21 protein-coding genes are annotated in these 23,282 nt (G+C 61.1%); 14 read left to right on the top strand and 7 right to left on the bottom strand.

The genetic code is table 11. The features are described 5' to 3' along the window. The first annotated feature begins 33 nt into the window (after positions 1-33). Positions 34-828 (top strand): exopolysaccharide production regulator ExoR, encoded by a 795-nt coding sequence (exoR, locus tag QRN60_RS08270; protein WP_003509731.1) that lies wholly within the window; start codon positions 34-36, stop codon positions 826-828. A gap of 45 nt (positions 829-873) precedes the next feature. Here exoR and xth read toward each other — a convergent pair whose 3' ends face one another. Further along, a complete protein-coding gene (gene xth / locus QRN60_RS08265; protein ID WP_020811523.1) occupies positions 874-1,671 on the bottom strand; it encodes an exodeoxyribonuclease III in 798 nt (265 codons plus the stop codon). 311 nt (positions 1,672-1,982) lie between these two features. Next, positions 1,983-2,315, bottom strand: a complete 333-nt coding sequence (erpA, locus tag QRN60_RS08260) for an iron-sulfur cluster insertion protein ErpA (RefSeq protein ID WP_003509729.1) — start codon at positions 2,313-2,315, stop codon at positions 1,983-1,985. Positions 2,316-2,529: 214 nt separating this feature from the next. On the opposite strand from erpA, the gene QRN60_RS08255 reads away from it, so the two are divergent. From QRN60_RS08255 to QRN60_RS08195, 13 genes are all read left to right on the top strand, one after another. After that, positions 2,530-3,747, top strand: coding sequence for a deoxyguanosinetriphosphate triphosphohydrolase (locus QRN60_RS08255; RefSeq protein ID WP_129564976.1), 1,218 nt, complete (start codon positions 2,530-2,532; stop codon positions 3,745-3,747). A 76-nt stretch (positions 3,748-3,823) separates the two neighbouring features. Next, the gene (argS, locus tag QRN60_RS08250; RefSeq protein WP_129564975.1) at positions 3,824-5,581 is read left to right on the top strand and encodes an arginine--tRNA ligase; all 1,758 of its coding nucleotides are present in this window, start codon (positions 3,824-3,826) and stop codon (positions 5,579-5,581) included. 66 nt (positions 5,582-5,647) lie between these two features. Further along, positions 5,648-8,677: an SPOR domain-containing protein gene (locus QRN60_RS08245; RefSeq protein ID WP_284765287.1), complete on the top strand. Its 3,030-nt coding sequence runs from the start codon at positions 5,648-5,650 to the stop codon at positions 8,675-8,677. A 239-nt stretch (positions 8,678-8,916) separates the two neighbouring features. Then, on the top strand, positions 8,917-9,933 hold the full coding sequence (gene nagZ / locus QRN60_RS08240; protein WP_003509725.1) for a beta-N-acetylhexosaminidase: 1,017 nt from the start codon (positions 8,917-8,919) through the stop codon (positions 9,931-9,933). Between the two features lie 58 nt (positions 9,934-9,991). After that, positions 9,992-10,840 (top strand): segregation and condensation protein A, encoded by an 849-nt coding sequence (locus tag QRN60_RS08235; RefSeq protein ID WP_129564973.1) that lies wholly within the window; start codon positions 9,992-9,994, stop codon positions 10,838-10,840. After that, positions 10,830-11,564, top strand: a complete 735-nt coding sequence (gene scpB / locus QRN60_RS08230; RefSeq protein ID WP_099085363.1) for an SMC-Scp complex subunit ScpB — start codon at positions 10,830-10,832, stop codon at positions 11,562-11,564. Before QRN60_RS08235 ends, scpB begins: the two co-directional genes overlap by 11 nt. Positions 11,565-11,692: 128 nt before the next feature. Next, complete coding sequence (locus QRN60_RS08225; RefSeq protein WP_003509722.1) at positions 11,693-11,899, top strand: twin-arginine translocase TatA/TatE family subunit; 207 nt, start codon at positions 11,693-11,695, stop codon at positions 11,897-11,899. A 56-nt stretch (positions 11,900-11,955) separates the two neighbouring features. Then, on the top strand, positions 11,956-12,693 hold the full coding sequence (gene tatB / locus QRN60_RS08220; RefSeq protein WP_003509721.1) for a Sec-independent protein translocase protein TatB: 738 nt from the start codon (positions 11,956-11,958) through the stop codon (positions 12,691-12,693). Next, the gene (tatC, locus tag QRN60_RS08215; RefSeq protein WP_003509720.1) at positions 12,690-13,493 is read left to right on the top strand and encodes a twin-arginine translocase subunit TatC; all 804 of its coding nucleotides are present in this window, start codon (positions 12,690-12,692) and stop codon (positions 13,491-13,493) included. Before tatB ends, tatC begins: the two co-directional genes overlap by 4 nt. A gap of 102 nt (positions 13,494-13,595) precedes the next feature. Continuing rightward, entirely contained in the window at positions 13,596-14,879 is a 1,284-nt protein-coding gene (gene serS / locus QRN60_RS08210; RefSeq protein WP_080866185.1) for a serine--tRNA ligase, read from the top strand. A 202-nt stretch (positions 14,880-15,081) separates the two neighbouring features. Further along, complete coding sequence (surE, locus tag QRN60_RS08205; protein ID WP_003509717.1) at positions 15,082-15,852, top strand: 5'/3'-nucleotidase SurE; 771 nt, start codon at positions 15,082-15,084, stop codon at positions 15,850-15,852. Continuing rightward, positions 15,849-16,502: a protein-L-isoaspartate(D-aspartate) O-methyltransferase gene (locus QRN60_RS08200; protein ID WP_165000588.1), complete on the top strand. Its 654-nt coding sequence runs from the start codon at positions 15,849-15,851 to the stop codon at positions 16,500-16,502. The genes surE and QRN60_RS08200 overlap by 4 nt, the downstream gene beginning before the upstream one ends. A gap of 346 nt (positions 16,503-16,848) precedes the next feature. Next, positions 16,849-18,411 (top strand): LysM peptidoglycan-binding domain-containing M23 family metallopeptidase, encoded by a 1,563-nt coding sequence (locus QRN60_RS08195; RefSeq protein ID WP_162686881.1) that lies wholly within the window; start codon positions 16,849-16,851, stop codon positions 18,409-18,411. 290 nt (positions 18,412-18,701) lie between these two features. On the opposite strand, the gene mobB is transcribed toward QRN60_RS08195, so the two are convergent. The 5 genes from mobB to moaA form a co-directional block, all read right to left on the bottom strand. Then, positions 18,702-19,217: a molybdopterin-guanine dinucleotide biosynthesis protein B gene (mobB, locus tag QRN60_RS08190; protein ID WP_060726308.1), complete on the bottom strand. Its 516-nt coding sequence runs from the start codon at positions 19,215-19,217 to the stop codon at positions 18,702-18,704. Then, positions 19,214-19,852, bottom strand: coding sequence for a molybdenum cofactor guanylyltransferase MobA (mobA, locus tag QRN60_RS08185; protein WP_129564972.1), 639 nt, complete (start codon positions 19,850-19,852; stop codon positions 19,214-19,216). The genes mobB and mobA overlap by 4 nt, the downstream gene beginning before the upstream one ends. Then, the gene (locus QRN60_RS08180; protein ID WP_080866183.1) at positions 19,849-21,048 is read right to left on the bottom strand and encodes a multidrug effflux MFS transporter; all 1,200 of its coding nucleotides are present in this window, start codon (positions 21,046-21,048) and stop codon (positions 19,849-19,851) included. Before QRN60_RS08180 ends, mobA begins: the two co-directional genes overlap by 4 nt. 1 nt (position 21,049) lies before the next feature. Continuing rightward, a complete protein-coding gene (locus QRN60_RS08175; protein WP_060726306.1) occupies positions 21,050-22,018 on the bottom strand; it encodes a DMT family transporter in 969 nt (322 codons plus the stop codon). A gap of 161 nt (positions 22,019-22,179) precedes the next feature. After that, positions 22,180-23,229, bottom strand: coding sequence for a GTP 3',8-cyclase MoaA (gene moaA, locus QRN60_RS08170; RefSeq protein WP_060725732.1), 1,050 nt, complete (start codon positions 23,227-23,229; stop codon positions 22,180-22,182). Positions 23,230-23,282 lie beyond the last annotated feature (53 nt).

The following is a 23,282-nucleotide window of genomic DNA, read 5'->3' as shown; positions in this document are numbered from 1 at the left end:
ATATGCCGGGAAGAGTGAGAGAAGTTCGCTGAAATGCTGAAATGTGAAGCCAACGTTTTAAAGCCGCTCCTCATGGGCATGTTGCTTGCGTCGCTCGCAATGCCTGCTGCGGCTTTTGACATCAATGCGGGCGTGACCAAGGAATCCGGCCCCTTCGACCTGTTCAAGTTCGGCTTCAAAGCCTACAAGAACGGTAACAAGGGTGAAGCCGTCGAGGCCTATCGCTACGCGGCTGAAAAGGGTCATACCGGCTCGCGCTGGGCGCTGGCCAATATGTACGCCTATGGCGACGGCGTCGCCAAGAACGACTTCGAGGCTTTCAAGATCTACAGCGAAATCGCCAATCAGGGCGTCGAGCCGGGTTCGGAAGATACCGGCTTCTTCGTCAATGCGCTGCTTTCTCTCGCCGATTATTACCGTCACGGCATTCCCGGCAGCCCTGTCAAAATGGACCTTTCGCAGGCCCGCCAGCTTTATTTCCAGGTGGCCTCCACCTTTGGTGTTGCTGAAGCGCAGTTCCGTCTGGCGGAGATGATTCTCGCCGGCGAGGGCGGCCGCGCTGATGTGCAGCAGGCCAAGAAGTGGCTCAACCAGGCCCGCAAGCACGGCCATGCCGGCGCCATGTCGATCTTCGGCAACCTGATCTTCCAGGAAGGCCAGACGACGCAGGGGCTGGCCTTCATGACGGCCGCGCTCGACAAATGCACGGCGGCGGACTGCACCTGGATACAGAACCTGCAGGAGCAGGCTTTTTCGCTCGCCGGCGAGAATGATCGCCGCGCGGCAATCGCCATGGCGCAGAACATGCAGTTCAACGATCCGGATTGAGAATGGCGATCAGGGCGGCTTTTTCCGCCTGAAGAGGGCCGGTCGTCAGCCGGCGGGACTGAACGCGAAATAACCGCAGACCGGCACATGGTCGGACGGTTTTTCCCAGGCCCGCACATGTTTTTCGATGCTGACGGATTGCAGCCTGTCGGCAGCTTCCGCCGACAACATCAGATGATCGATGCGGATGCCGTTGTTTTTCGGCCATGCGCCGGCCTGATAATCCCAGAAGGAATAAAGTCCTGCTTCATCCGTCGTCGCCCGCGCGGCATCGGTGAAGCCCAGATTCTCCAGCTTGCGGAAGGCTGCGCGGGTCTTTGGCAGGAACAATGCGTCGCCTTCCCACACGCGTGGGTCGTGGCAATCGAAGGGCTCGGGAATGACGTTGTAGTCGCCGGCCAGAATGAGAGGTTCCTCGAGCGCGAGGCGATCTTCGGCAAAACGCCGCAGCCGCTCCATCCAGGCAAGCTTGTAGGGATATTTGACCGGATCGTCAGGCGGATTGCCGTTCGGCAGGTAAAGCGAGCAGACGCGGATCGCGCCGCCTTCCACGGAAAACACGCCTTCGATGAAACGCGCCTGTTCATCGGCATCGTCACCCGGCAGGCCGCGATTGACCTCGTCGGGCTTTACCTTCGAGAGCAGCGCGACGCCATTGAAGCCCTTCTGGCCGTGAGTCTCGACGTGATAGCCGAGCGCTTCCAGCTCAAGCCGGGGAAAACCCTCATCGACCGATTTGATTTCCTGAAGGCAGACGATATCAGGCGATGAATCCTTCAGCCACTGGCAGAGGTTTTCGATACGCGCCTTGACGCCATTGATGTTCCAGGTGGCAATCTTCATCGGAGTTTCCCTTTTGTGAGGGTACTTTTACCCGATGCAAAATCGATTGCCACCGTTTTTGGGAAATGGCCGTGCGGATGTGGTGGAAAGACGCCGGGCGGGCGGCATCGCTGCGTTTTTTCCTCCCTCATTCCTGTGCTTGGCACAGGAATCCAGCCAATCCAAGTCCTTGGGGTGAAGGACACTTCCCGCCGCACAGACGTGCGTCGACCGGCCTCCTGCGACAGGCACAGGAATGAGGGGAGGAGAGAGATGCGAGTTATTTCAAAGCTTGGTGGCTGGCGTGCGGATTGCGCGCCGGTATTTCCCACTCAAATCGAGAAGCTCGTGCCACAGCCGCAGCTTGCTACGGCATTGGGGTTCTTGATCTGGAAGGATTGGCCGAGCAGATTGTCCACAAAGTCGATTTCGGAGCCGGCCATATAGACAACCGACAGGCTGTCGATCAGCACCTTGGCGTCGCCGCGCGCAATCACGATGTCGTCATCGGCTTTGTCTTCGGCCAGATCGAACTTGTAGGAGAAGCCCGAGCAGCCGCCGCCTTCCACCGAAACGCGCAGCGCCTGTTTGCCGGCGTCGGCCGCGACGATCTGGGCGATTCGCTTCGCCGCTGCTTCCGAAAGGGTAATGTCGCTGTTTTCCATGTCGTTTCTCCTGCCGGGGTCAAGAACCGGAGAGCAATAATCTCGTTGTCACCATTATAAACCGGTCAAATTACCGGTCTATAGCCTGTGTGAAGGCGGTCAGCGCGGCGATGATGCTTTGCGCTGACCTCTGCGATAGGTATGAAGGGTGAATGAAAAGGTCAATGGCCGAGACCAAAGGAAGTGCCGGCCAGAGAAGACAACAGGTGGATGCATGATCATAGACCAGCGCGCATTGGGTTTCGGAAGCGGCGAGAGGGCGGTTTTCGCCTCTGATCCATGGACCACGCGCGGACGTCTTTTTCCGGAAGAGGGAAGCCTGACGCGTTCCGAATTCCAGCGCGACCGTGACCGCATCGTCCACACGACAGCTTTTCGCCGCCTGAAGCACAAGACGCAGGTCTTCATCAGCCCTGACGGCGACCATTATCGCACGCGTCTCACCCACACCATCGAAGTCGCGCAGATTGCGCGAGCGCTTGCCCGCGCGCTGAAGCTGGACGAGGATCTGGCTGAGGGCGTGGCGCTGGTGCATGATTTCGGCCACACGCCTTTCGGTCATACCGGCGAAGACGCGCTGGATGCCGTGCTGTTGCCCTATGGTGGTTTCGACCACAATGCGCAATCGCTGCGCATCGTCACCAAGCTGGAGCGCCGCTACGCCGAATATGACGGTATCAACCTCACATGGGAAACGCTCGAGGGTCTCGTCAAGCACAACGGCCCGCTGGTCAATGCCAAGGGCGGGGGGATCAAGGGACCGGTTCCGCTGCCCATCCTCGAATATTGCGAGCTGCAGGATCTGGAAATCGGCAGCTATGCGAGCCTCGAGGCGCAGGTGGCGGCGATTGCCGATGACATCGCCTATAATACCCACGACATCGATGACGGCCTGCGCGCCGGTTATCTCACCTTCGAGATGCTGGAGGAGGTGCCTTTCCTGAGCGGCCTGATGGCGCAGGTGCGGGCGAAATATCCCGTACTCGACAAGGAGCGTTTCGCCAATGAGATCATGCGCCGGCAGATCACCCATATGGTCGAGGATGTGATCGGTGTGGCGCAGCAGAATCTTGCCCGCCTGAAACCGCGAAGCGCCGCCGATATCCGCGCCGCCGATTTCACCGTTGCGACCTTCTCGCCTGAGATGGCCGAGACCGACCGGCAGATCAAGAAGCTGCTGTTTGGCCATATCTACCGGCATCCGGAAATCATGCGCATCCGCGCCGGCGCGACACAGATCGTTACCGATCTTTTCCACCGTTATATGGAAACGCCGGCGGAAATGCAGAGCCACTACTGGGTGGACAGCATTTCCGGCATGAGCGTGGCCGCAAAAGCCCGGCATGTGGGCGACTATCTGGCCGGCATGACCGACAGTTATGCACTGCGCGCCCACCAGCGTCTGTTTGACCACACCCCCGATTTGAGATAGGGCAGCGGGCAATCGCGGAGCCGACCCGGTTATGATGGCCGGACATAAACAGAAGCCCTTCGCGCAGGTTGGAACGATGAACATTTTTGCTGATTTCGATACCAGGATCAAAAACGCGCTCGAGACCCTCGATCTCGTGAAAGAGAACCGCGAAAAGGTCGATTTCAGTCGAGTTACGGTCGAATCCCCGCGTGATCTGAGCCACGGCGATGTAGCAACCAATGCCGCCATGGTGCTGGCGAAGCCGCTCGGCACCAATCCGCGCGCGCTTGCCGAACTCATCGTGCCCGCCCTTCAGGCGGATGGCGATGTCGACAGCGTCAATGTCGCCGGTCCGGGCTTCATCAATCTCAAGGTTTCGGTCGGTTACTGGCAGCGTCTTCTGGCCGATATGATCAGTCAGGGCATCGATTTCGGCCGCTCCACCGTCGGTGCTGGCCAGAAGATCAACGTCGAATATGTCTCCGCCAACCCGACCGGCCCGATGCATGTCGGCCATTGCCGTGGCGCCGTTGTCGGCGACACGCTGGCGAACCTGCTCGCTTTTGCGGGTTACGGCGTTACCAAGGAATATTACATCAACGATGCCGGCTCGCAGATCGATGTGCTGGCCCGTTCGGTGTTCCTGCGTTACCGCGAGGCGCTTGGTGAACATATCGGCACCATTCCGTCCGGTCTCTACCCCGGTGACTATCTCGTTCCCGTCGGCCAGGCGCTGGCGGATGAATATGGCATCAAGCTGCGCGCCATGCCCGAGGAAAAATGGCTGCCGATCGTAAAGGACAAGGCGATCGACGCGATGATGGTGATGATCCGCGAGGATCTTGCCCTGCTCAACGTCCGGCACGACGTGTTCTTCTCGGAGCGCACGCTGCATGAGGGCAATGGCGGTCCGATTCTCTCGGCCATCAACGACCTCACCTTCAAGGGCCATGTCTACAAGGGCACCCTGCCGCCGCCGAAGGGCGAATTGCCTGAGGACTGGGAAGACCGCGAACAGACGCTGTTCCGCTCCACGGAAGTGGGCGACGATATGGACCGCGCGCTGATGAAGTCGGACGGTTCCTACACCTATTTTGCCGCCGACGTTGCCTATTTCAAGAACAAGTTCGATCGCGGTTTCTCCGAGATGATCTATGTGCTCGGTGCTGACCACGGCGGTTACGTCAAGCGTCTTGAAGCCGTTGCGCGCGCCGTCTCCGAGGGCAAGTCGAAGCTGACGGTTCTTCTGTGCCAGCTCGTCAAGCTGTTCCGTGACGGCGAGCCGGTGAAGATGTCGAAACGCTCCGGCGACTTCGTCACGCTGCGCGATGTTGTCGACGAAGTGGGTCGCGATCCCGTGCGATTCATGATGCTTTATCGGAAGAATTCCGAGCCGCTGGACTTCGATTTCGCGAAAGTGACCGAACAATCGAAGGATAATCCGGTTTTTTACGTGCAATATGCGCACGCCCGCTCAATGTCGATCTTCCGGCAGGCGCAGGAAGCGTTTCCGGGGCTTGCTCCCTCTGCGGAAGAGATGGCGGCATCTGTCGCTTTGATCAGTGATATCAATGAGTTGCAGCTTGTTGCAAAGCTCGCCGAATATCCGCGCCTGATCGAATCCGCAGCCCTTTCGCATGAGCCGCACCGGCTTGCTTTTTACCTCTATGATCTCGCCAGTTCCTTCCATGGACACTGGAACAAGGGTAAAGACCAGCCGGAATTACGTTTTATTAACGATAAAAACCGAGAATTGAGCATTGCCAGACTTGGGCTGGTGAATGCTGTCGCAAATGTTTTGAGGTCCGGCCTTACGCTTTTAGGAGCGGACGCACCTGCTGAAATGCGATAACATATCACCATTATTTGCTCACAATACGCTGGCAAGAGCTGCAATGCGTAGATGGTGGAACACGTAATGGTCGAAAAAAATGTCGCGTATAACCGGGACACCCGGTCCGAAGGCTTCGCTGACAACGATCCTCTGGCAGAGCTGGCACGTATCGTCGGCTTCGAAGATCGTCCTTCGCATGCGGGTTCCGAAGCTGCGCCACGCGCTGCCTCACCGGCAACCCGCCGCGAACCCGAATTCAACCTCGAAGACGAGCTGCTTCGGGAGTTCGAGGTTTACGATGCGCCGCACGCCGATCCGGTCGTTCTTGATCCGGCAAACGATGTTCGTGCGGGCATCCACCCCAACGATTTCATGCAGCGTGTCGAATCCGTTTTCGCCCGCCGCGAGCCGGAGCTTGCGCCGGTGGCTGAACCAGCGCCCGTGGCCGCATCTTCGCCAGAGGTGAGGGAAGAGCCGCTTCCGGAAATCGATCAGGCCTATATTCACAACTACGTCGAAACGACCACCCAGGATATTCGCGCGGATTTCCGTGATGATGCCGGCGCGGTGGCCGAAGTTTTCGATGTGCATTCGCGCCAGTCGCGTCCCGCCGAGCCGATGGTTTATCAGCCGGCCGCCCAGCAGGTGGCATGGGAAGAGCCGCAGGCCGCTGAGCCCGTGCAACCCGAATGGCACGCCATGCCGGAGCTCCCGGCCGATGTTTCGCGCAATGTTCAGACCTATGCGCCGGAGCCGCAGGCTTTCGATCTCGCCGATGAGGTGGAAATAGCTGTCGCCGAGGAAGCGCCCGCACCGATTTCCGTGCGTCCGCCGTCGCATGGCGGCCGGTCTTCGCTGGAATTCTCCAGCCTGCGGCTGCCGCTTGCCAATTTCGGCGCGCGCCGGGATGTTTCGGCTGTCGATCCGAAGCGGGTTGAGCCGCGTTCCGAGCAGCAGCCTGCTGCAGCCCGTATCGAGCCGCAGGTTGAAGTCGCTCCCGCACCTGCCTTCGTTCAGGCGGAAGACACCGCTCCGTCCTTTGCACCGCCGGTTGCCGAGACCTTCACGCCTGCCGCGGAGCCTCTGGCGTTTGAGGTTGCCGAGAAGCCGGCATCGAAACATCTCTCGCCGATGGACGAGCTGATTTACGACGTCGCGAAATATTCCATTCCCGGTCGCGGCGAAACACCGCTCGTGCAGGACGTTCCCGCTGCGCAGGCTGCGGAAGTGGAGCTGCCCGTGGTCGCCGCCGCGCCGGTGAAGGCAGCGCCGATTGTCGCTGCTGCGCCCGCAGCACCCGTCGAAGAGTTGGATTTCACGGATTTCGCTGGCTTCAACGATGATGATTTCGAGCTCGCGCTCGACGATCTCGATCTTGATCTGGATTTGTCTGAAATCGCCGAGGCGGAGGTTGCACCTGCGCCCGCGCCGCAACCCGTTCGCCAGCAGCCGGCCGCTCCGGTTGCCGTTGCTGCCGTCGCGCCGCAGCCCGTGAGAGAACAGCCCGCGCCGCAGCCGCGCCCGGCTCCCGTTGCCGTTGCCGCACCGGTCGCTGCTGCTGCTGTTCAGCCGCGTCCCGCTGCTGCAGCACCGCAGCCGGCCGCACCGCAGACGCTGGAAAGCCTGCCTTTCGATCCTTCGCAGATCGGCGAGACGGAAGAACATCCGGAAACCATCATAGAAATGGATGTGCCGGAACTGCCGGTCGGGGTTTTTGAACCCAAGCCGGCCGCGCGCCGTCACGAAGAAGATCTCGATATCGATACCGAGCTAGCGACGCTGTTTGCGCCTGCTGTCGCCGGTGGTCTCGACCGTCACAAACATGCGGAAAATCGCGGCGCCGCCCAGGCGCGTCCTGTTCAGGCTCCGGAAGAGGCCGATGAATTCGAACGGGCGCTGGAAGAGGATTTCCGTCGTTCCATGCAGGAGGCTGCGGCTTCCCGTGGCAACGCGTCCCGCGACGCCGAGAATACCTATGTGGAGCATCCGGCGGCTTATCGTGACGAGGATGAACGCGGCGGTCGCCGCTGGATCATGCCGGTTGCAGCCGCAATCGGTCTGGTGCTGATCGGTGGCGGCGTTTACGCGCTGGTTTCCGGCGGCTCGTCCAGCACGGGCTCCAATGGCGCACCTGTCATCATCTCCGCCGACAATGACCCGATGAAGGTCGTGCCGGAAAATCCGGGCGGTCGCGTCGTGCCAAATCAGGACAAGGCGGTTTATGACCGCGTGGCCGGCGGCAGCGCTGCCGATCCGAAGCAGCCGGCGCTGATTTCCAGCAACGAGCAGCCGGTGGATGTGGTTCAGCGCACGCTGATCCCCGAACAACTGCCGCTTGAAGGCGAAAACGACGCGGATATGGAAGCCGCCGGCACGCCGGTTGGCGAGACCGAGGATCCGCGTCTGCTTTCGCCGGAAGAAAAGGCCGCACAGAACGAAGGTTCGGCTGCAACCGGCGTTTCGCCGCGCAAGGTCCGCACCATGATCGTCAAGCCTGATGGCACGCTGGTTGCCCAGGAGGTCGAGGTACCTGCAGCCCAGCCGCCGAAGGCCGACAAGGTCGAGGAGCTTGCAGCGCCGCAGACCGCGAAGCCCGGTGAGGGCGCTCCCGCCGTCATCGCCGCATCGCGGGTTCCGGTCGCGCCGGAGCAGGCTCAGCCGCAGGCCAACACACCTGCCGCCGCCGCCAAGCCGGCAGCGCAGTCGGCAGCACCGCTTCCAGCGGCACGTCCGTCCTCGCAGCCTGCCAATGTGGTGGCAACGGTGACCAACCAGGGCAATGTGCGCCCCGCGACCGCTCCGGCACAGCCGCAGGCCGCGCAACAGCAGACGGCAGCCGCGACCCCGGCAGCGACCAGCACGCCTTCTGCCGGTGGCTACTACATCCAGATCGCCTCGCTGCCGAGCCAGGCGGAAGCCCAGAAGTCCTACCAGAACATGTCGGCCAAGTTCGGCTCGGTCATCGGTGGACGTGGCGTCGACATCAAGGCCGCCGAAATCGCCGGCAAGGGCACGTTCTACCGCGTCCGCATTCCGGCGGGTGACAAGAACGAAGCCGTGGCGCTGTGCGAAAAGTTCCGCTCAGCCGGCGGCAGCTGCCTGGTAGCGCGCTGATAGAGGCTGATCCGGCGTAGAAAGATTGGGGCTGCCGCATGAGGCAGCCCTTAGAGTATTTGGACCTTCCATCACACTCTGCGTCATCCTCGGGCTTGACCCGAGGATCCACAACCCGGAGCGATGGATTCTTGGATCAAGCCCGAGGATGACGGCGGAGAGGTTATCGGACGATTTTCGCAGTCCCGATGGCGCAGTCTCCTTACCCTTACCCCTATCTTCCCTGAGAGCGTGACATCATGACTGATTGCAAAGCTATGATCCTCGGATGCAGCGGGCTTTCGCTGACCGCCGACGAGATTGCCCTTTACCGCGATGAACAGCCCTGGGGCTTCATCCTGTTCGGGCGCAATATCGGCGAGCCGCAGCAGATCACCGATCTCGTCGCCGCCATGCGCGACGCCGTCGGGCGGCCAGACGCGCCGGTTCTGATCGATCAGGAGGGTGGGCGTGTTCAGCGCATCAAGCCGCCGATCCTGCAGGCCTATCCGAATGCCCGCATTCTCGGTGAAATCTATGAGCGCGACCGGGGGGCGGGTCTGCGTGCCGCCTGGCTGATGTCGCGCCTGCATGCCTTCGACCTCATGAAATTCGGTATCAATGTCGATTGCCTGCCGGTGCTTGACGTGCCGGTGGAAGGCGCCAGCAACGTCATCGGCAACCGCGCCTATGGCTACACGCCGACCATGGTGGCCGAGATGGGGCAGGCGGCCGCCGATGGCCTGAAGGCGGGCGGCATGCTGCCTGTCATGAAACATATGCCGGGTCACGGTCGCGGCATGGTGGATTCGCATCATGAACTGCCTGTCGTCGATGTACCGCTCGATGAGCTGGACGCCCATGATTTTGTGCCGTTCCGGGCGCTGAACCACGAATTGATGGCGATGAGCGCGCATCTGGTATTCAATGCCGTCGACCGCGAACGGCCTGCTACGACCTCGCCGAAGGTCATCGAGGAGATCATTCGCGGTCGTATCGGCTTTGATGGCCTGCTGATGTCCGACGACAGTTCCATGAACGCGTTGAAGGGTACGCTGGGCGAGCGGGCTGCGAATATTGTTGCGGGTGGCTGCGATATAGTCTTGCATTGCAACGGCGTGATGGGTGAAATGCTTGAAGTCGTGAAGGAGGTTCCCGTTCTTTCCGGCCGCTCGCTGGAGCGGGTGCGGGCAGTTGAAGCGGGTTTCCCGACTGCGGACCCGTCCGACGAAGCGGAACTGAGAGCCGAATTCAACGCCATGTGGGCCGTTTCCTGACGATCTTGGGGGCGGCCGCTCACTCGGGATCAAGGCCGGACGCCCGGCGGATGGAACAATGGCCGCAGACAAGTCTCGCAATTCAACGCCGATGGACAAGCTCTGGCAGGATGTGACGCCGGAGCGGTTGACGGGTGAGGCCGGGCTGGTCATCGATGTCGCGGGTTTTGAAGGCCCGCTCGATCTTCTCCTGCATCTTGCCCGCACGCAGAAGGTCGATCTGGCGCGCATTTCGGTGCTGGCGCTCGCCGAACAATATCTGCAATTCGTGGAAAGTGCGCGCCGCGTGCGCATCGAGCTGGCGGCCGATTATCTCGTGATGGCGGCGTGGCTCGCCTTCCTCAAATCCAAGCTCCTCATTCCGCAGCAATCCAAAGATGAAGGCCCCTCGGGCGAGGAAATGGCCGCGACGCTGGCCTTCCGGCTGAAACGCCTGGAGGCGATGCGCGAGGCGGCGGAACGCCTCGTCAACCGCGCCCAGCTCGGCCGCGATGTTTTTGCCCGTGGCGCGCCGGAGCATATTCCGCATATCAACCGCTCGGCCTATGAGGCCAATCTTTACGATCTGCTCAGCGCCTATGCCAATCTGCGGCAGCGTCAGGCGATTACCCAGGTCACGATTGAAAAACGGCAGGTCTGGTCGCTTGTCGAGGCGCGCGAGCTTCTGACCCACCTCCTTGGCGATGTCGGGGAATGGACCGTGCTCGATCAATATCTGCTGCAATATGTGCCCGATCCGGCCATGCGCGTGACGGCGATTGCCAGCGCCTTTGCCGCTTCGCTGGAGCTGGTGCGCGAGGGCTCGCTGCAAATCCGGCAGGACGGTGCTTTCCAGCCCATCTATATGCGCCGCGGCGCAAGGGACGACCGTGCCGTGAATGCCGAAAGGACTGATAATGATGAATGACGATGAGACCGCCGAGGCCACCATTGCGGCAGATGGGGCCGAGCCCGAACAGACGGTGTTTTCCGAACGGCAGGTGAAGGAGGCCGAGCGGATCGCCGAGGCTTTGGTCTTCGCCTCGTCCGAGCCGGTTTCTGTCGGTTTCATCGCCGAGCGCCTGCCGCGCGGCATGGATGTCGTCGCCATTCTGCAGCGTCTCAAGGTTCTCTATGCGGAGCGGGGCGTCAATCTCGTGCAGGTGGGCGGGCAATGGGCTTTTCGCACCGCCGGTGATCTTTCTTTCGTCATCCGCGCCGAGGAGAAGGAGCCGAAGAAGCTGTCGCGCGCGGCGCTGGAAGTTCTTGCGATTATCGCATATCATCAACCGGTGACACGCGCCGAAATCGAGGAAATCCGCGGTGTTCAGACCTCGCGCGGCACGCTTGATGTGCTGATGGAGGCGGGCTGGGTCAGGTTCCGTGGCCGCAGGCGTACACCCGGCCGGCCCGTGACGATCGGCACCACGGTGGAGTTTCTCGACCATTTCGGCCTTGAGGAACTGCGCGATCTGCCGGGCCTTGAGGAATTGAAGGGCGCAGGGCTGCTTTCCGGCCGCATTCCCTCCAATTTCGGCGTGCCTCTGCCGATGATGAGCGACGAATTGCGTGAGGACGAAGACCCGATCACGCAGCTTGATCTTGAGGAACTGGGCCTGCTTGCGCCTGGCGGCGGCGATGGCGACGATTGATATCGCCATCCTGTTGGCGCGGCCACGAAAACTTTATGCGCACTCGCTGTTGAAGCGACGATTTGTCGTTTGAAAAAGCCTTTCAAACGTCTTACATCGTCTGAAAGCGAAATTCAGGAGTTTCAGTTATGGGTTCTTTTAGTGTGTGGCATTGGCTCATCGTGCTGGTGATCGTTCTCGTCCTCTTCGGACGCGGCAAGATTCCGGAATTGATGGGTGATGTTGCAAAGGGCATCAAGAGCTTCAAGAAGGGCATGGCTGACGAAGACCAGACGCCGCCGCCGGCCGATGCCAACACGAAGACCGTCGACCACAAGGCTGACGAGATCAAGTAAGCGGCCTTGCCGCTTGGTGTGAGACTGACGGGCGTTAGGGTCTCGGGAGCATATTGATGTTTGATATCGGCTGGAGCGAGCTTCTGGTGATTGCGGTCGTTTTGATCGTGGTCGTCGGACCGAAAGACTTGCCGCCCATGATCCGCGCCTTCGGCAAAACGATGGCCGGCCTTCGCAAGATGGCGGGGGACTTCCGCACGCAGTTCGATGAGGCGCTCAAAGAGGCCGACATGGACGATGTGCGCCAGACGATCTCCGATGTCCGCAATCTCAACCCCACCAACTCGCTGCGCGATGCGATGAACCCGCTTCGCCAGCTCGGCAACGAGATCAAGTCCGATCTTCAGAAGGCGACGGCTGCGCCGGATGGCCTTTCGTCCACGCCGGCGCCGGCGACAAGCGAGCCGGTCGCGCCGCTGGTCAGCGTGCCTGAGCCTGAAATGAAGCTGCCGGATGCGCCGCCTGTTGTAGCCGCACCCGCTGCGCCGGTTGCCGCGGCCGTCGCTGCGGAGGAGAAGCCGAAGCGCGCGCGGGCGAAATCTATTGCGACTGTTGAGGCCGAAGCGGTTGCCGCCAAGCCGAAACGTGCAGCCCGGAGCAAGGTTGCCGCAGCGCCCGAAACCGCCGTCACCGTGAAAACCAGTGAGCCCGCCGCCTCGAAGCCCGCCGTGAAGACCGTCGCCAAAAAGGCGGCCGTCCGGAAGTCTTCCGCAGACAAGGCGGCGGTGGCAGATGCCAAGCCGGCGAAGACGGCAAAAACCAAGGCTGCAAAGCCCACAAAGGATGAAGCATGAGCGGGGACATCGAGGATAAGCCGCAGCCGCTTATTGAGCATCTCATGGAGTTGCGCACGCGGCTGATCTGGGCGCTCGGCGCGTTCTTCATTGCCTTCATCGGCTGCTTCGCCGTTGCCAAACATCTCTTCAACCTGCTTGTCATTCCCTATAAGTGGGCAGTGCTCTGGGCGGGGCTGGATGTGACGAAATCGTCACTGATCTATACTGCGCCGCAGGAATTCTTCTTCACGCAGATCAAGGTTGCGATGTTCGGCGCCATGGTGATCTCCTTCCCGGTGATCGCCTCGCAGCTTTACAAATTCGTGGCGCCCGGTCTCTACAAGAACGAGCGCGCCGCCTTCCTGCCATTCCTCATCGCTTCCCCGATCCTGTTCCTTATCGGTGCGGCGCTCGTCTATTTCTTCTTCACGCCTATGGTCATGTGGTTCTTCCTCGCCATGCAGCAATTGCCGGAAGATGGCGAAGTCGCGATTTCACTGATGCCGAAGGTGTCGGAATATCTGAGCCTCATCATGACGCTGGTGCTGTCCTTCGGTCTGGTGTTCCAGCTGCCCGTCGTCACCACGCTTCTGGCGCGCGTCGGTCTTCTGACCAGCGACTGGCTCAGGGAAAAGCGCAAGTTCGCCATCGTCATGGCCTTTGTGGTTGCCGCCGTGCTGACGCCGCCCGATCCCATGTCCCAGATCGGTCTTGCACTGCCTGCGATCATTCTCTACGAGATTTCCATCTACATGGCTCGACTCGTGGAGAGGAAGCGCGCTGCGGAATCCGCAAGCACGGAGCTGGAGGAGACCTGATTTTCCTGAAGGTCTCGCCGCTCTGAAAATCTCCTCGCGCCGGGTTCATGCCCGGCGTTTTGCTGTAAAACACGGGCAATGCAACAACGGTCTGGAACGACGATGCACGACATTAAATGGATACGCGAAAACCCCGAAGCCTTTGATGCGGCGCTTGCGCGCCGCGGCGCGGAGCCTGCCGCCAGCGGCCTGATCGCGCTCGATGAAAAGCGCCGTTCCGTCATCCAGTCCCTGCAGGACATGCAGTCGCGCCGCAATGCCGCCTCCAAGGAGATCGGCGCCGCCATGGCGCAGAAGAACATGGAGCTTGCTGAAAAGCTCAAGGCCGAAGTCGCCGACCTCAAGGACAACATGCCGCGCGCCGAGGAGGAGGACCGTCAGGTCACCGCCGAGCTGAACGACGCGCTGTCGCGCCTGCCCAACATACCTTTCGACGATGTGCCCGACGGCAAGGACGAGCATGACAATGTGGTCGCCCGTGTGGTCGGCCAGAAGCCCGGCTGGAACCATGAGGCAAAGGAGCACTTCGAGATTGGCGAAGCGCTCGGCTATATGGATTTCGAGCGTGCCGCCAAGCTTTCCGGCGCACGTTTCACCGTGCTGACCAGCCAGCTGGCGCGTCTGGAGCGAGCGCTCGGCCAGTTCATGATCGACCTGCACACCAGCGAACATGGCTATACCGAAGTCTCCTCGCCGCTGATGGTGCGCGACGAGGCGATGTTCGGCACCGGGCAATTGCCCAAATTCTCCGAGGACCTGTTCAAGACCACGGATGGCCGCTGGCTGATCCCGACGGCGGAGGTGACGCTGACCAACCTCGTGTCCGGCGAAATTCTCGATCAGGAGAAGCTGCCGCTGCGCTTCACCGCGCTGACGCCGTCCTTCCGTTCGGAAGCGGGCTCGGCCGGTCGCGACACGCGCGGCATGCTGCGCCAGCATCAGTTCTGGAAATGTGAGCTCGTCTCCATCACCGATGCGGAAAGCGCCGTTGCCGAGCATGAGCGCATGACGGCCTGCGCCGAAGAAGTTCTGAAGCGGCTTGGCCTGCATTTCCGCACCATGACGCTCTGCACGGGCGACATGGGCTTCAGCGCCCGCAAGACCTACGATCTGGAAGTGTGGCTGCCCGGCCAGAATACCTATCGCGAAATTTCGTCCTGCTCGGTCTGCGGCGATTTCCAGGCGCGGCGCATGAATACGCGTTATCGCGGCAAGGACGACAAGGCGACGAAGTTCGTGCACACGCTGAACGGTTCCGGCACCGCCGTCGGCCGCTGCCTGATCGCCGTTCTCGAAAATTATCTGAACGACGATGGTTCCGTCACAATTCCGGACGTGCTGCTGCCCTATATGGGCGGGCTGACGCGGATCGAGAAGGCGGCCTGATTGTCCGTCTGTTAAGCGGCCGTCCTACCGGCCTTGCGCCGGTATCCAGCCAGCCCAAGTCATTGGGCTGAAGAGACTCTTCCCGCCGCGCGGATGCGCGTCGACTGGATTCCGGCTCAAGGCCGGAATGACGGGTATGGGGGGTGCTTCTGTGAGAGAAATCATTGTGTCCTCATAGCGGGATACAGCAGCGGAGGAAAATATGCGGATTTTGCTGACGAATGACGACGGTATTCACGCCGAAGGTCTGGCCGTGCTGGAGCGTATCGCCCGCACATTGTCGGACGATGTCTGGATCGTTGCGCCGGAAACCGACCAGAGCGGGCTTGCCCATTCGCTGACGCTTTCCGAACCGCTGCGTCTGCGTAAGGTTTCCGACAAACATTTCGCGCTGCGCGGCACGCCCACCGATTGCGTTATCATGGGCATTCGCGAGGTTCTGCCGGAAAAACCCGATCTCGTTCTGTCAGGCGTCAATGCCGGCGCCAACATGGCCGATGATGTCACCTATTCCGGCACCATTGCCGGCGCCATCGAAGGCACGCTGCAGGGCGTGCGCTCCTTTGCGCTGAGCCAGGCGTTCAGCCACGCCGAAGGCCGCGTTGTGCCGTGGGAAGTCGCTGAAACCTATGCGCCCGATCTCATTCGCAAGCTCATTGATGTCGATCTGCCTGACGGCACCTTCCTCAACCTCAATTTCCCCAATTGTGCGCCAAAGGATGTGCAGGGCGTGTCCGTCACCGGGCAGGGTAAGCTCGATTTCGGCCTGACGGTGGAGGAGCGGCAGGATGGTCGCGGTCTTCCTTATTATTGGCTGCGCTTCGGCGAGCGCCTCGGCACCTTCCGCGAGGGCACGGATATTCACGCCTTGAAGCACGGCAAGATTTCGGTCACACCGCTTAAGCTTGACCTGACGGACTACACGGTGAAGGATCGGGTTGCGCAAGCACTTGGATTCGGAGTCGCCGATTGAAATCCGCAATGGTCGAAAAGGAAGGTTTTGCCGCTCTCGTTCTCCGCTTAAGGGGCGAGGGGATTTCCGACCTTGACCTTCTGACGGCTGTCGAGCAGACGCCGCGTTCCAAATTCGTGCCGCCGCAATTTGCGGCCGACGCCTATTCCAGCCGCACCATTCCGATCGACTGCGGCGCCTTCATGGAAGGCGCTGACATGGCGGTGAAGATTCTCGCCCGCCTGCAGCTGAAACCCGGCCAGCGCGTGCTGGAAATCGGCACGGGCAGCGGTTTCATGACCGCGATCATCGCACGCCGGGTGGAGCGCGTCTTTTCGCTGGAGCGCTACAAGACGCTGGTGCAGCAGGCGCAGAATTGTCTGGACGATCTCTCCATCCGCAATGTCGTCATCCGCCAGGCGGATGGCAGCAACGGTCTGGTGGGCGAGGGAACCTTCGATCGCATCGTCTCCACCGCCGCCTTTACCACCATGCCCCGCTTCTTTGCCGAGCAGATCGTTTCGGGCGGCATGATGATCGCGCCGATCATTCTTGAAGGCGACCGTTGCGTGATGACGCGTTTCTCCAAGACCGGTAGCCGCTTCGAGACGGAAGAGCTGTTCGAGGCGCCTTATCTGCCGCTCAGCACCCATATTGCGCGTCATTTGTGACAAATTGAAAATTTTGGAGACATTCTATTTTTGTCTCCTAATGTTCTGAATTTTCGCAACTATCTGATTTTTAATATCATTATTGTCTCAACATGACGCATCTGGTTTCCGTCATGGTTATCGAAGTGTCAAAAAAGCACTGAGCGGCTTAACGTTTTAACGGCGTGGTAACACTAACGCGCTTTAATCATAAACATCGACGCATGGTTTTCCCCACCTCGGGAAATGGGCCTTGCAAGAAGTGAAATTTGTGCCGGATCGCATCTAGATGCGGCGGGTTGGCGTCAGTGTAGATCGAGTCATGCGTATGAGACATTCGTCTAAAATCGGAAAATCAGTCGCAAAAATGTTCGCAGCGGCATTGCTGGCAAGCGTCGCAACGGGCTGTAGCTCGGATGCAACGCGGTTCAGCGGCCTCTTTTCCAGTGGACCGGATCGGATGACAACGGCGTCAATTCCTGCCCGTCAGGGCGGCGGTGCTTACGGGCAGGTCCCGGTCCCGCAGGGCGACATGAATGGCGGTTACGCCTCTGCCGCGCCGCAGGGTGGTTACGCCAACCAGAACATGGCCGGCAACTCCTATCCGCAGTCCGGTGGTTATGGCGGCGTTCAGCCTTCCACGGCCCGCGCGTCGGCCTCGCCGGTGCAGCGTTCCGAGCTTTCGGCCCCAACCGCCGTGGCAAGCCGCGATCCGTCGACCCGCAACGAAGCCATGGCCCAGCCTTTCCCGTCCGCTCAGCCCAAGGCCGCGCCGTCTCTTGCAGCGCCCGCCCAGCAGGCTGCCGCCCCCGTCGCCGACAACCTGACCACCGCGACCGTACGTTCCGACAAGAATGGCTGGCACACCGATGGCGCTTCCTCCGTGACCCTGCGTCCCGGCGAAAGCATCGCGACACTCTCCAACCGTTACGGCGTTCCGGAAAAGGAACTGCTGCGCGTCAACGGTCTGAAGACCGCATCCTCGGCGCAGGCCGGCCAGTCGATCCTCATTCCGAAATTCGGCCAGGCCCGCAATGCCGCCAAGGATGCCGCCGGCAATATCGCTCTCAACCGCAATGGCGACCAGCCGACCCCGCTGCGCGGCCCCGAGGGGAACGTAGCCGTGCTGCCGTCGCAGACCGCCGTCCGTGACAAGGTTTCCTCCGAAGCCGGCAAGCTGACGCCTCCGGGCGGCAAGCCGTTGCCGCCGACCGGTGGTTACAAGGTTCAGCCGGGCGATAGCCTGGCGAAGATCGCCCGCGAAAACGGCGTGTCGGTTGCTGCCTTGAAGACGGCAAACGGTCTCGGCAACGAAAGCATCCGCGTCGGCCAGACGCTCACCATGCCGGGCGCTTCGACGGATGCCATCAAGACAGCTTCCGTTCCCGCCAAGGAAGCGGCGAAGGCGGTCGAAACCGCATCCGTCAAGCCTGAGCCCTACAAGGCTCCCGCTGCTGCCGCCGCTCCGACTGCGCCTGCCACACCAGCCACGGCAAGTGTTAGCGATATCGAGAAGAAGGCCGACATGGCCTCCATCGCACCGGAATCCACCGGCATCGGCAAATATCGCTGGCCGGTCCGCGGTGCGGTCATCAACAATTTCGGCGACAATGTCGAAGGCAGCCGCAACGATGGCATCAACATCTCCGTTCCCGAGGGAACGCCGATCAAGGCCGCCGAAAACGGCGTGGTCATCTATGCGGGCAACGGCCTGAAGCAGCTCGGCAACACGGTTCTCGTCCGTCACGACGATGGCAAGGTCACGGTTTACGGCAATGCCGCCAATCTCGACGTACAGCGTGGCCAGAAGGTCCAGCGCGGCCAGACCATCGCCACCTCAGGCATGACCGGCAGCGCCAAGCGTCCGCAGGTTCACTTCGAAGTCCGCAAGGATGCGACGCCGGTGAACCCCTCCAGTTTCCTTGAATAGGTATTGCGTCTCAAGGAATGATGAAGCCGGGTGAAGAACCCGGCTTTTTCATTTTTGGGGTGGTGCGTGCGGAGAAGGTGCTGGAATGGGTGCCACGGGCTTAGTGGGTGTTGGTTTCCTCGCGGTTTTCTCCTCCGTCATGCCGGACCTGATCCGGCATCCAGTCGACGCGCGTCTGCGCGGCGGAATGAGTCTCCTCAGCCCAAGGACTTGGGCTGGCTGGATACCGGCTCAAGGCCGGTATGACGGATGTGGGGATGCAGCCCAAGTCACGTCGATCCGCTACATGTCTAGCCCCTGACCAGCCCAACCGTCTTCTCGATGAAGTCTGCGATCGTGGCGGTCTCGTCGAGATCGAAGACGGGAAGGGTGGCGTCCGCCACCTCATGATCGGCGGCAATCGCGACGATATGCGGGTCGAGCGGCGCAAGCGGTTCGGTCTTGGCGGCCTCCAGACGGCGCGCCTCGATCTTCGGCACCGGCTCATATTTGTAACCTTCGATCAGCACCAGATCGCAGGGGGCGAGGCGGGACAGAATATCCTCGAAGGAGGGTTCCGGTTCGCCGCGCAGTTCATGCATGATGGCGAAACGGGTGCCGGAAACGATGGTAACCTCGTGCGCGCCGGCCTGCCGGTGACGCCAGCTATCGGCACCGACCTTGTCGATGTCGAAATCATGATGGGCGTGCTTGATGGTGGAGACGCGGTAGCCGCGCGCCGTCAGTTCGGTGACGATACGCACCGCAAGGCCTGTTTTGCCCGAGTTCTTCCAGCCGGCAATGCCAAAGACCTTTTGTACCGTCATGGTTCCATGCTCTCCAGATAGCTTCGCGCCAGCGCCAGTTCATCCGGCGTGTTGATGTTGAAGAACGGATCGAGGCTGCCCTTTGCCGTTTCCAGCGGCGGGAAAGCCACGCCGATGGTGACATGCCGGGCAAGATAGGCGCGGATGCGCCGGTTCGCATCGTTCTTCAGCCACGCCTCGAGATCATCGGCGAGGGCCACCGGCCACAGCGCAAAAACCGGGTGAAGCTGGCCGCTGGAGGCGGCGATGACGATCGCATGGTCCGATACGTGGTCGCAAAGGCGCGCCACAAGGTCGTCAGGAAAAAATGGGCTGTCGGCCGGCGCGGTAAGAAAATGACTGCCGGCGGTCTCGCGATTGCGGAAGTGGCGCATGCCTGCCAGAACGCCTGCGAGAGGGCCGGCATGGCCGTTCAGCGTATCAGGCAGCATCGGCAGGCCTAAACTCTCCGCCCAGCCGTTATTGCCGCTGATGGCGGCATTAATGGTGACATCCGAGACCTGCGGCGTGATGCGGCTGATGACATGAGAAATGAGGGGGCGATCGCCCAGCTGCACCATCGCCTTGTTGCTGCCCATGCGCCGCGAAAGCCCGCCGGCGAGCACGAGACCGGGTATTTCAAAAGGGGCCGTCATTCCCGCTTTTCCTGCAGCCTTACGATATAGGTGGTGAGGAGGGCGACAAGGCCGGTCGCCAGCATCACGAGAAGAAGCGGCCAGGTTCCATCCTCTTTGGACAGGACCGAGGAGGCGAGCACCGACAATGCCGCGCCGCCGCCGATGGTCATGGCGCCGCCGAGACCGGAGGCGGAGCCTGCCAGATGCGGCTGGACGCTGACCATGCCGGCATTGGCGCTCGGCAGCGTCACGCCGTTGCCGACGCCGATCAGGGCAAGCGGCACGAAAAACGCATAGGCGCTTTCCGCCCCGGCTGAGATCAACACCATGGTCGTGACGATGCCCGCAATGGCGATGACATTGCCCGACAGCATCATGCGGGTGATGCCGATTTCGCTGGCATAACGGCCGGAGATGAAGTTGCCGAGCATATAGCCGCTGGCCATGAAGAAGAATTGCAGGCCGAGCATGGCCGGTGCAAGCCCGTAAAGCACGCTGCCGACAAAGGGCGCGCCGCCGAGGAAGGAAAAGAACATGCCCGATGAGAAGGTCGAGGTCAGCGCATAACCCCAGAACAGCGGCGAGCGCAGCAGCTCCGGCCAGGCGTGAAACTGCTGGGAAAAACTCGCCGATTTGTTGTGGTTGGTTTCTCCGAGATCGAACCAGGCGAGCACCAGAATGCCGATGCCGAGCAGGCAGAGGAGGGCGAAGCTGGACTGCCAGCCGGAGATGTCGTTGAGCAGGCCGCCAACCGTCGGCCCCACCATCGGCACCACGGACATGCCCATGGTCACGTAGCCGATCATCGAGGCCGCCTGTTCCATTGGCACCATGTCACGCACGATGGCGCGCGCCAGCACGAAGCCGGAAACGACGGCCGCCTGCGCCACGCGCCCGATCATGAAAACGGTGATGTTGGGTGCGAGCATGCAGACGAGCGTTGCGACGATCATGATGGCGATGCTGACGAGCATCACCGGCCGGCGTCCGAAGAGATCGGAGAGCGGGCCGATGACGAGCTGCAGGCAGGCGGTGGCGGCAAGATAGCCCGAAACGGCAAATTGCATCACGGCATAATCGGTCTCGAAATAAAGCGCCATGGCCGCAAGCGAGGGCAGGAACACGTTCATGCAAAGCGCTGCGACGCCGGCGATGACAACAAGCGTGATGATGTGGGGCGGGGTGGTCCTGTCGAGGAAACGGCCGCTGTTCATCTCATTCTCCCGCTTCTTCCGTTACGGTAGTTTTCGTTACGGAAGCCGGCCGCACCGTGGTTGCGGCGGTGGGTGTCGCAGCCGAGCGCTTGGCCATCTGCGAACGCTTGCGCAGGCTTTCGCGATAGAAGGTATAGAGGCCCGAACCGATGACGATCATGGCGCCAACGATGGTGTAGCTGTCGATTTTCTCGTTGAAGAAGAACACGCCAATCATGAAACCCCAGAGCAGGCTGGTGTAACGGAATGGCGCGACAAAGGAGATTTCGCCTGATCTCATCGCGAGAATGATCGCCTGATAGCCCACCAGCACCAGGATGGCGGAACCGGCGAGATGCGAGAGAATCATGAAATTCATCGGCTGCCAGCCGCCGAAGGGCACGATCAACAGGCCGCCCACGGCCATGTTGACGAAAGCGGTGATGACGGTGATGGCGAGTGAGGGCACATCCGCATACATCTTCCGGGTCAGCAGGTCACGCGCGGCGGTGACCGCAAGCGATGCGACGACGAGCAGCGCCCCCGGCGTGAAGCCTTCAGGGCCCGGGCGAATGATGATCAGCACGCCGATGAAACCGGTGATGATGGCCGCCCAGCGCCGCCAGCCCACGGGTTCGCGCAGGAAAAGGGCAGCCCCCAGCGTCACCACCAGCGGCAGGGATTGCAATATGGCCGAGGCATTGGAAAACTCGATGAGGCCGAGCGCCGTCAGATAAAGCACGGCGGCTGTCACCTCGCAGAGACAGCGCAGGATGATGATGGGCCGCAGCAGGGTTTTGAGCGGCCGGAGCGCGCCGAAATGGCGTGCGGCGATATAGATCAGCACCACGGTCATGATGCCGCGCACGAACATGATCTGGCCGGTGTTGATATAGGGAGTGACGGACTTCGTCAGCGCATCATTGGCCGTGAAGCTTGCCATTGCGAGCGCCATGAAAAGTGCGCCGCGCGTATTGTCCGTCAATGCCATTCCCAAATATCCCAGACCATGCGCGGTTTACTCCGTCCGCCCTTGCGGGCGATCTGGAGCCGCCGTTCCGGCGCAACCACGCATTCCTCCATGCAAAGAGACGTGGCACGGCACAGCCGGTATTTCAACCGCTTATATGGGCGGGTGGACGAGAAAGAGGCTCAGCCGCCGGTCACGCTCATGTGGCGGGAGACGGCGGGCCGGTTATGGGTCCGGTCGATGATGAAATCATGCCCCTTCGGCTTGCGCAGCAGGGCTTCATCGATAGCGCTCGAGAGATAGACGTCGCTGTCGGAGGCGCGCAGCGCCGTGCGCAGATCGGCGGCGTCGTCCTGGCCGAGACACATATAAAGCGTGCCGGTGCAGGTGAGGCGCACGCGATTGCAGCTTTCGCAGAAATTATGCGTCATCGGGGTGATGAAGCCCATCCGGCCGCCAGTTTCCTTCACCGTCACGTAACGGGCGGGGCCGCCGGTCTGGTAATCGCTGTCGATGAGCGTGAAGCTCTTTTCGAGATCGGCGCGCAGCTGCGAAAGCGGCAGGTAGCGGTCAGTGCGATCTTCCTCGATCTCGCCCATCGGCATGGTTTCGATGACAGTCAGGTCCATGCCGCGGCCATGGGCGAAACGCATCAGATCGGGAATCTCGGCGTCGTTGAAGTCCTTAAGCGCCACGGCGTTGAGCTTGACCTTGATGCCCGCGGCCTGGGCCGCATCCAACCCTTCCATCACCCGGTCGATATCGCCCCAGCGGGTGATATGGCGGAATTTATCGCGGTCGAGCGTATCGAGCGAGACATTGATGCGGCGCACGCCGCAATCGGCGAGTTCGGCGGCGAATTTCGCAAGCTGCGAGCCGTTGGTGGTCAGCGTCAGTTCGTCGAGCGCGCCTGTTTGCACATGTCGGCCGAGGTTCCTCACCAGCGACATGATGTTCTTGCGCACCAGCGGCTCGCCGCCAGTCAGCCTCAGCTTGCGCACGCCGCGCGCGATGAAGACGGAACAGAGGCGGTCGAGTTCTTCGAGCGTCAGAAGGTCCTTCTTCGGCAGGAAGGTCATGTGCTCGGACATGCAATAGGTGCAGCGGAAATCACAGCGGTCGGTCACGGAAACGCGTAGATAGGTGATGGCGCGGCCGAAAGGGTCCACCATCGGTGTGCTGTTTTCCGTCAGGGTTTTCGCTTTTTCAAGCGAGCCGGGGAAACTGTTCACGTCTCCATCCTCATTGCGCCTTGCGCCGGGCACACACGCCTGATGTGTGCTCT

Origin of the sequence: Agrobacterium sp. CFBP2214, assembly GCF_030209895.1 — a bacterium.
In the GTDB taxonomy this organism is placed as follows: domain Bacteria; phylum Pseudomonadota; class Alphaproteobacteria; order Rhizobiales; family Rhizobiaceae; genus Agrobacterium; species Agrobacterium radiobacter.
This window is presented reverse-complemented; position numbering and strand designations above follow the sequence as displayed.

Coding starts and splice junctions, on each gene's coding strand:
- exoR (WP_003509731.1), top strand. CDS start 34: ATGCTGAAATGTGAAGCCAACGTTTTAAAGCCGCTCCTCATGGGCATG.
- xth (WP_020811523.1), bottom strand. CDS start 1,671: ATGAAGATTGCCACCTGGAACATCAATGGCGTCAAGGCGCGTATCGAA.
- erpA (WP_003509729.1), bottom strand. CDS start 2,315: ATGGAAAACAGCGACATTACCCTTTCGGAAGCAGCGGCGAAGCGAATC.
- QRN60_RS08255 (WP_129564976.1), top strand. CDS start 2,530: ATGATCATAGACCAGCGCGCATTGGGTTTCGGAAGCGGCGAGAGGGCG.
- argS (WP_129564975.1), top strand. CDS start 3,824: ATGAACATTTTTGCTGATTTCGATACCAGGATCAAAAACGCGCTCGAG.
- QRN60_RS08245 (WP_284765287.1), top strand. CDS start 5,648: ATGGTCGAAAAAAATGTCGCGTATAACCGGGACACCCGGTCCGAAGGC.
- nagZ (WP_003509725.1), top strand. CDS start 8,917: ATGACTGATTGCAAAGCTATGATCCTCGGATGCAGCGGGCTTTCGCTG.
- QRN60_RS08235 (WP_129564973.1), top strand. CDS start 9,992: ATGGCCGCAGACAAGTCTCGCAATTCAACGCCGATGGACAAGCTCTGG.
- scpB (WP_099085363.1), top strand. CDS start 10,830: ATGATGAATGACGATGAGACCGCCGAGGCCACCATTGCGGCAGATGGG.
- QRN60_RS08225 (WP_003509722.1), top strand. CDS start 11,693: ATGGGTTCTTTTAGTGTGTGGCATTGGCTCATCGTGCTGGTGATCGTT.
- tatB (WP_003509721.1), top strand. CDS start 11,956: ATGTTTGATATCGGCTGGAGCGAGCTTCTGGTGATTGCGGTCGTTTTG.
- tatC (WP_003509720.1), top strand. CDS start 12,690: ATGAGCGGGGACATCGAGGATAAGCCGCAGCCGCTTATTGAGCATCTC.
- serS (WP_080866185.1), top strand. CDS start 13,596: ATGCACGACATTAAATGGATACGCGAAAACCCCGAAGCCTTTGATGCG.
- surE (WP_003509717.1), top strand. CDS start 15,082: ATGCGGATTTTGCTGACGAATGACGACGGTATTCACGCCGAAGGTCTG.
- QRN60_RS08195 (WP_162686881.1), top strand. CDS start 16,849: ATGTTCGCAGCGGCATTGCTGGCAAGCGTCGCAACGGGCTGTAGCTCG.
- mobB (WP_060726308.1), bottom strand. CDS start 19,217: ATGACGGTACAAAAGGTCTTTGGCATTGCCGGCTGGAAGAACTCGGGC.
- mobA (WP_129564972.1), bottom strand. CDS start 19,852: ATGACGGCCCCTTTTGAAATACCCGGTCTCGTGCTCGCCGGCGGGCTT.
- QRN60_RS08180 (WP_080866183.1), bottom strand. CDS start 21,048: ATGAACAGCGGCCGTTTCCTCGACAGGACCACCCCGCCCCACATCATC.
- QRN60_RS08175 (WP_060726306.1), bottom strand. CDS start 22,018: ATGGCATTGACGGACAATACGCGCGGCGCACTTTTCATGGCGCTCGCA.